The organism is Streptomyces sp. TAA204, from assembly GCF_000424965.1.
This window is the reverse complement of sequence record NZ_AUKW01000029.1, coordinates 1-8873: the sequence shown is the minus strand read 5'-3', so window position 1 is coordinate 8873 and position 8873 is coordinate 1. Positions and strand designations below refer to the sequence as shown.

The 8873-nt window shown below is 70.7% G+C and carries 1 protein-coding gene; it reads left to right on the top strand.

Features of this window, described 5'->3' with window-relative positions:
• A partial coding sequence (locus H343_RS32685) for a type I polyketide synthase (protein ID WP_199778990.1) occupies nucleotides 1-8873 on the top strand: 8873 nt, incomplete at both ends.

The window sequence follows — 8873 nt, the reverse complement described above, 5'->3', positions numbered from 1 at the left end:
GAGCATCCGCTGTTGGGTGCTGAGGTTGAGTTGGCCCAGAGCGGTGGGGTGTTGTTCACCAGCCGTCTCTCGCTGCGGTCGCATCCGTGGCTTGCTGACCATGTGGTGATGGAGCGGGTGCTCTTCCCCGGGACGGCGTTTGTGGAGTTGGCGGTTCGTGCGGGTGACGAGGTCGGCTGCGGCCGCATCGAAGAGCTGACGCTGGCCGCGCCGCTCGTGCTGCCGGAGCAGGGCGCTGTACAGGTGCAGGTGGCTGTTGAGGCGCCGGACAGTTCGGGGCGTCGTACGGTCACGGTCTACGGGCGGCCTGCGGACGGTGAGGATCTGCCGTGGGTCGAGCACGCCGGCGGCGTACTGGCCGAAGGAGAGGGTGGGCCCGCTGAGTTCGAGGCGTCGGTGTGGCCGCCTGTGGGTGCGGTGCCGGTGGAGGTGGAGGGCTGCTACGAGCGGTTCGCCGAGGCCGGGTTCGAGTACGGGCCCGTCTTCCAGGGGCTGAAGGCCGCCTGGCAGGGAGACGACGGTGAGGTCTTCGCCGAGGTGGCCCTTCCGGAGGACACCGGCGCCGACAGGTTCGGCATCCACCCCGCCCTGCTCGATGCCGGCCTCCACGCGGTGGCCTTTTCCGACGATTCCGGAAGCAGCAGTGGAGCCGTGCCGTTCTCCTGGCAGGGTGTGTCGCTGCACGCGTCCGGTGCCTCGGAGGTACGTGTACGGCTGACACGGGGCGACGACGGCGCGATGGCGATTGCGGTAGCGGACTCCGCCGGTGCACCCGTGGCCTCCGTCGAGTCGCTGGCCACTCGGCCCGTGCAGGTTGAGCAACTCCACGACCGAGGTGCCGCACGGGACTCACTCTTCGAGGTCGCGTGGACGCCCGCTCAGAGCGGCGCCGCAGTCGAGCACATGGGGATGCTTGGGCCCGACGCGCTTGGAATCGCCCAGGCGGTCCGAAAAGGCGGGGCGGAGCTGACCGAACTGCCCGATCTGGCAGCACTCGCGGCGAGTGGTGATGAAGTGCCGGTGCCGGGTGTGGTGTTGGTGCCGGTGGTGGGTGACGCGGACGGTGGCGTGGCCGGGTCCGCGCATGTTCTGACTGCGCGTGTGCTGGGTGTGGTGCAGGAGTGGCTGGCCGATGAGCGGTTTGCCGGTTCGCGGTTGGTGTTCGTCACGCGGGGTGCTCAGTCGGGTGAGGATGTGGCGGCCGCCGGTGTGTGGGGTCTGGTGCGTTCTGCGCAGTCGGAGCATCCGGGTCGGTTCGGTCTGCTGGATGTGGATGCCTCGGAGGCGTCCGCGGCTGTCGTGCCGCAGGCACTGGGCGTCGACGAGCCCCAGGTGAGGGTCTGTGAGGGCGGGCTTCTGGTGCCGCGTCTCGCCCGTCTCGTTGTGCCCCAGGACGAGGCTGGTTGGGATGTGGAGGGCACTGTCCTGATCACCGGCGGTACGGGCGGTCTGGGCAGCGTGTTCGCCCGTCATCTCGTGGCCGAGCACGGTGTGCGGGATCTGCTGCTGGTCAGCCGCCGCGGCATGGACGCCGACGGCGCTGAAGAACTGGTCGCGGAACTGGCGTCGGAGGGCGCTCGGGTTGAGGTCGCGGCGTGTGATGTGGGCGACCGTGCCGCCCTGGCGGGGTTGCTGGAGCGGCACGAGGTGCGTGCTGTGGTGCACACGGCCGGCGTGCTGGACGACGGCGTGGTCGAGTCGTTGACGCCGGAGCGGTTGGATGCGGTGTTGCGTCCGAAGGTGGATGCGGCGTGGAATCTGCATGAACTGACCCAGGACATGAACCTGTCGGCGTTCGTCGTCTTCTCCTCCGTTGCCGGTACGTTCGGCACGGCCGGTCAGGGCAACTACGCCGCGGGCAATGCCTTCCTGGACGCCCTCGCGCAGCACCGCCGCCAACGAGGTCTGCCTGCGCTCTCGTTGGCCTGGGGCGCATGGGCGCAGGACAGCGGAATGACTGCCGGCCTGTCCGACGCGGACGCCGGGCGCATGGCACGTTCCGGTGTCCCCCCGCTGGACGTCGGCCTGGGCCTGAAGCTGTTCGATGCCGCGCTGACAAGCGGTGAACCGGTCGTTCTGCCGGTGCGGCTGGACCTGTCCGTGCTGCGGGAGGCAGGCGAGGTGGCGCCGCTGCTGCGGGGGTTGATCCGCACCCGCTCGCGTCGTTCGGTCGCGGGTTCGCAGACGGCGGCGTCGCTCGTGCAGCGCTTGTCGGCGCTGGACCAGGCCGAGCGTCGGGAGTACCTGCTCGACCTGGTGCGGCACGAAGTCGCATCCGTACTGGGACATGCGAACGCCGGTGAGATCGACGGAGCGCGGCCCTTCCAGGACCTGGGTTTCGACTCGCTGACGGCTGTGGAGCTGCGGAACCGTCTCGCGGCGGTCACCGGGCTGCGGCTGCCCGCCACCATGGTCTTCGACTATCCGACCGCGGTGGCTCTCGCCGAGCATGTGCGGGACGAACTCTTCGGTGCTGACACGGACATGCTGCCCGTGCCGGTGCACGCGCTGCCCCCTGTCACGGACGACCCGGTCGTGATCGTGGGGATGTCCTGCCGGTATCCCGGTGGCGTCAGCTCGCCGGAGGAGCTGTGGGAGCTCGTGCTCGAAGGCACCGACGCCATATCGGAGTTCCCCACCAACCGTGGCTGGGACCTGGAGTCACTGTTCCACCCGGACCCCGACCACATCGGGACGTCCTACTCGCGCTCGGGCGGATTCCTCCACGACGCCGACCAGTTCGACCCCGACTTCTTCGGGATGTCGCCGCGTGAGGCGCTGTCGACCGACTCGCAGCAGCGGCTGCTGCTGGAGGCGACGTGGGAAGCCCTGGAGCGTATGGGGGTTGACCCCGCCTCCCTGCGCGGCAGCCGTACCGGCGTCTTCGCGGGCGCGATGTACAACGACTACGCCTCCATCCTCGGCGGAGGAGAACTCGAAGGCCACCAGGGCCAGGGCAGCGCGGGCAGCATCGCCTCGGGCCGCGTCTCCTACACCTTCGGCTTCGAAGGCCCGGCCGTGACCGTGGACACGGCCTGCTCGTCGTCGCTGGTCGCCATGCACCTTGCCGCCCAGGCGCTGCGGCAGGGCGAGTGCTCACTGGCGCTGGCCGGCGGTGTGACAGTGATGTCCACGCCCAGCACCTTCGTGGAGTTCTCCCGCCAGCGCGGCCTGTCGGCGGACGGCCGGTGCAAGGCGTACTCGGACTCGGCCGACGGCGTCGGCTGGGCCGAGGGCGTCGGGCTGGTCGCACTGGAGCGGCTCTCCGACGCGCGGCGCAACGGACACGAGGTGCTGGCTGTGCTGCGTGGCAGCGCCGTCAACCAGGACGGCGCCTCCAACGGGCTGACCGCGCCGAACGGGCCGTCCCAGCAGCGTGTCATCCGCCAGGCGCTGGCCAGCGCGGGACTGTCCACGGCCGACGTCGACGCGGTCGAAGGACATGGCACGGGCACGTCGCTGGGCGACCCCATCGAGGCCCAGGCCCTGATGGCCACCTACGGCCAGGACCGTGAACGGCCGCTGCTGCTGGGCTCCGTGAAGTCCAACATCGGGCACACTCAAGCCGCCGCCGGTGTCGCGGGCGTCATCAAGATGGTCCAGGCACTGCACCACGCCACCCTCCCCAGGACGCTGCACGTGGTCGAGCCCTCGTCCCACGTGGACTGGGAAGCCGGTGCCGTCGAACTCCTCGCCGAGCAGAGCGAATGGCCGCAGAGCGAGCGGGTCCGCAGGGCAGCCGTCTCCTCTTTCGGGGTGAGCGGCACCAATGCCCATCTCATCCTCGAACAGGTCGCACCCGACAGCGAATTCGCCGGAGACGACACCCCCGGGTCCACATCGTCGTCCACGTCGCTGCCTGACCTGCCCGAAGCCCGACGCGCCCCCGCGTTCATGCCCTCCGTCGTCCCGTGGGTGGTCTCCGGAAAGACGGCGGCTGCGCTGCGCGCGCAGGCAGCGCAGCTCATACCGCTCGTGGAGGGCGAGTCCACCTCCGTCCCGGTCGACACCGGGTTCTCGCTGGCGACCACCCGCTCGGCGTTCGAGCACCGCGCGGTGGTGCTCGGCGCCGACCGTGACGAACTGCTGCGGACGCTGCGCTGCCTCGCGGACGACAGGCCCGCCGCCGGGCTCGTGCGAGGTGTCGCCGCCGGCAGTGCCGGGACGGCTCCCGGGAAGACGAGTGCCGCGGCAGGCAGGACCGTCTTCGTCTTCCCCGGTCAGGGCTCCCAATGGGTCGGAATGGGAAGGGAGTTGCTTGCCACTTCCGACGTCTTCGCAGCGCGTCTTGAGGAGTGCGCCGCCGCTCTGGCACCGTTCGTGGACTGGTCCCTTCTCGATGTGCTGCGCAACGAGGAAGGCACGGCGGGCGAAGGCGAAGCGGACGAGGGGGAAGCGGCAGACACGGAAGACGGCACAACCTCCCTCGAACGCGTGGACGTCGTACAGCCCGTGCTGTGGGCCGTGATGGTGGCGCTGGCCGACGTGTGGCGCTCCCTCGGAGTGGAACCAGCCGCAGTGGTGGGCCACTCCCAGGGCGAGATCGCCGCCGCAGTCGTCGCGGGCGCCCTCACCCTGGAGGACGGGGCACGGATCGTGGCCCTGCGCAGCCAGGCAGTCGGCGAATGCCTCACCGGGGACGGCGGCATGATGTCCGTACCGCTCCCCGTCGAGGAGGCACGGACACGGCTGGAACGCTGGGACGGGCGACTGGAGATCGCCGCCGTCAACGGTCCCGCCTCCACGGTCGTCGCCGGGGACGCGGTGGCCCTCGACGAACTCCTCGCAGCCTGCGAGTCGGACGGCATCCGGGCCCGCCGCATCCCCGTCGACTACGCCTCACACACCGTGCATGTCGAAGCCATACGCGACCGTGTGCTGGACGAACTCGCCGCCACAGCCCCCCGCGCAGGCGACGTACCGCTCTACTCCACGGTCACCGGGGGCCTGATCGACACGACCGAACTCGACGCCGACTACTGGTACCGGGGGCTGCGGCATCCGGTCCGATTCGAGCAGGCCACACGGCAATTGCTCGACGACGGGTTCCGAGTGTTCATCGAACCCAGCGCCCATCCCGTCCTGACCGTCGGTGTGGAGCAGACCCTCGAGGACGCCGGAGCAAAGGGCATCGTCCTCGGCTCACTGCGGCGGGGCGAGGGCGGCTGGGGCAAGATGCTGGCGTCGCTGGCCGAGGCGTACGTGCAAGGCGTGCCGGTGCGCTGGGACGCGTTCTTCGCGGACACGGGCGCGCGGCAGGTGAAACTGCCGACGTACGCCTTCCAGCGGCAGCGGTTCTGGCCCGAGACCTCCGTACGCGCGGGCGACGCGTCCGGTCTCGGAATGAACGCCGTCGAACACCCGATGCTGGGCGCGGCAGTCGAACTGGCCGGTGCGGAAGGCGTGTTGTTCACCAGTCGCCTCTCCCTGCGCTCGCACCCCTGGCTCGCCGACCACGCCGCATACGGGAGCGTGCTCGTGCCGGGCGCGGCTTTCGTCGAACTGGCCCTCCGCGCAGGCGACGACGTCGGCTGCGACCGCATCGACGAGTTGACGCTCACCGCGCCGCTGGTGATGCCGGAGCGCGGCGCGGTGCACATACAGATCCGGGCCGGAGTCCCCGACGAGGCGGGTCGCAGGCCACTCACCGTGCACGCCCGCCCCGAAGGCGACGGCGCAGCCGAGACGCCCTGGACGGAACATGCCACGGGCGCGCTCTCGGCCGGCGGAGGCGCCGCCGAGTTCGACGCGGCCGTGTGGCCGCCCACCGGTGCGGTGCCGCTGCCGGTGGAGGGCTGCTACGAGCGGTTCGCCGCAGAGGCCGGTTTCGACTACGGACCCGCCTTCCAGGGGTTGCGCGCCGCCTGGCGGGGAGCGGAAGGCGAGATCTTCGCCGAGGTCGCCCTGCCCGAGGAGACCGGAGCCGACGGCTTCGGCCTGCACCCCGCACTGCTGGACGCCGCTCTGCACGCGGCGCTGCTGACCGAGGACGGCACGGCCGGTCTGCCCTTCTCCTGGGAGGGCGTGTCGCTGCACGCCACGGGCGCCTCCACCGTTCGGGTACGTCTGACGCACGGTGCCGACGGTGTCATGGCCGTCGCCCTGGCGGACCCGGCCGGTGCGCCGGTGGCAGCTGTCGAATCGCTGGCCACCCGCCCGGTCTCCGCTGAGCAGCTCGCTGCCCCGGATGCCGCGGGAGACGCGCTGTTCGGCGTCGAATGGGTCGTCGCGACCGATGGCGGGAGCACGCCGGATTCCGTGGCAGTCATCGGCGAGGACGCTTTCGGCGTCGGCCGCGCGGTGCACGGCGAGGACGTCACGGTGGATGTCCGGCCCGATCTGGCGTCGGTGGTGGCCGCCGGCGATGAAGTGCCGGTGCCGGGTGTGGTGTTGGTGCCGGTGGTGGGTGACGCGGACGGTGACGTGGCCGAGGCCGCGCATGCCGTGACCGGGCGTGTGCTGGGCCTGCTTCAGCAGTGGCTGGCCGATGAACGTCCTGCTGGGGCGCGGCTGGTGTTCGTCACACGTGGTGCGGTGTCCGGTGAGGACGTGGCGGCTGCGGCGGTGTGGGGTCTGGTGCGTTCTGCGCAGTCGGAGCACCCGGGCCGCTTCGGTCTCCTGGATGTGGACGCGGACGAGACGTCTCTCGCCGCCGTTCGGAGCGCGCTGGCGGTGGACGAGCCGCAGGTGGCGATACGTGAGGGTGAGATTCGGGTCGCCCGTCTGACGCGGGCCGACGTCAACGCGCCGCAGCAGGCGTCCGGTTGGGACGCCGACGGCACCGTCGTGATCACTGGCGGCACCGGCGGTCTCGGCGGCGTGTTCGCCCGGCACCTGGTGGCCGAGCACGGTGTACGGGACCTGCTGCTGGTGAGCCGCCGCGGCTCGGACGCGGACGGCGTGGAAGAGCTGGTCGGTGCTCTTTCGGAGTCGGGCGCCCGGGTTCGCGTGGCCGCGTGCGACGTGACCCGGCGCGAGGCACTGGCAGAGCTGTTGGAGCAGCATGACGTACGCGCCGTCGTGCACACCGCAGGTGTGCTGGATGACGGTGTGGTCGAGTCGTTGACGCCGGAGCGGCTGGAGACGGTGTTGCGTCCGAAGGTGGACGCGGCCTGGCATCTGCACGAACTCACCAAGGACATGGACCTCTCGGCGTTCGTCGTCTTCTCCTCCGCCGCGGGTGTGCTCGGAGCGGCAGGGCAGGGCAACTACGCGGCGGGCAACGCCTTCCTGGACGCGCTTGCGCAACACAGGCGCCAACTCGGCCTGCCCGGTGTCTCGTTGGCCTGGGGGGCCTGGGAGCAGACGGTCGGCCTGACCGGAACCCTGTCCGAAGCCGACATGCAGCGTATGGAGCGCTCGGGCATGCCGCCGCTGTCGCAGGAGCAGGGCCTCGAGCTGTTCGACGCCGCTGTGGCCGGCAGCGAACCGGCCGTACTGCCCGCACGGCTCGACCTGCCGGTGCTGCGCCGCCAGGGTGACGTGCCGCCACTGCTGCGCGGCCTGATCCGGAGCCGGCCGCGTCGCTCCGTCGCCGGCTCGGAGACCGTTCGCACACTGGTGCAGCGGTTGACGGCGCTGGGCGGGAGTGAACGCCTCGACGCCCTCACAGAGCTGGTCCGCGACGAGGTCGCGGCGGTCCTGGGTCACGCCGACGCCGCCACCGTCGACGTGACCAGGGCCTTCCGCGAGCTGGGCTTCGACTCGCTGACGGCGGTGGCCCTGCGCAACCGGCTCACCGACGTCACGGGACTGCGCCTGCCCGCCACCCTGGTCTTCGACCACCCGACGGCAACAGTCCTCGCCGAGCACCTGCGGGACGAACTGTTCGGCGCCGAGACGGGCGTGCTGGTGCCGACGAGGGCCCTGCCTCCGGTCGACGACGACCCCATCGCGATCGTCGGCATGGCCTGCCGTTTCCCGGGAGACGTCACGTCACCGGAGGAGCTGTGGCGTCTCGTACGCGAAGGCACGGATGCCATCTCCGAGTTCCCGGCAGACCGGGGCTGGGACCTGGACGCCCTGTTCCACCCGAACTCCGAACGCGTCGGCACCTCCGTCACGCGCTCGGGCGGATTCCTGCACGACGCCGGCGAGTTCGACCCCGCCTTCTTCGGTATGTCGCCGCGTGAGGCGCTGGCCACCGACTCGCAGCAGCGGCTGCTGCTGGAGGCGTCGTGGGAGGCTTTGGAGCGTACGGGCGTCGACCCCCTGTCACTGCGCGGAAGCCAGACCGGCGTGTTCGCGGGCGTGATGTACAACGACTACGCCCAACTCCTCGGCGGAGAGTTCGAAGGACACCACGGCACGGGCAGCTCCCCGAGCGTCGCCTCCGGCCGCGTCGCCTACACCCTCGGCCTTGAAGGCCCCGCCGTGACCCTGGACACGGCGTGCTCGTCGTCGCTGGTCGCGATGCACTGGGCCGCACAGTCCCTCCGGCAGGGCGAGTGCGACCTGGCGCTCGCCGGAGGTGTGAGCGTCATGTCCACACCTGCGACCTTCGTGGAGATCTCCCGGCAGCGTGGAGTGGCCGCCGATGGACGCTGCAAGGCGTTCTCCGACTCCGCCGACGGGACGGGCTTCTCCGAGGGTGTCGGGCTGGTGGTGTTGGAGCGGCTTTCGGATGCGGAGCGTCACGGCCATCGGGTGCTGGCGGTGGTGCGGGGTAGTGCGGTGAATCAGGACGGTGCGTCGAATGGTTTGACGGCTCCGAATGGTCCGTCGCAGCAGCGGGTGATCCGTCAGGCGTTGGCCAGTGCTGGTCTGTCCGCTGGTGATGTGGATGTGGTGGAGGCGCACGGGACGGGGACGTCGCTGGGTGATCCGATCGAGGCGCAGGCGTTGCTGGCGACGTACGGGCAGGACCGTGAGCG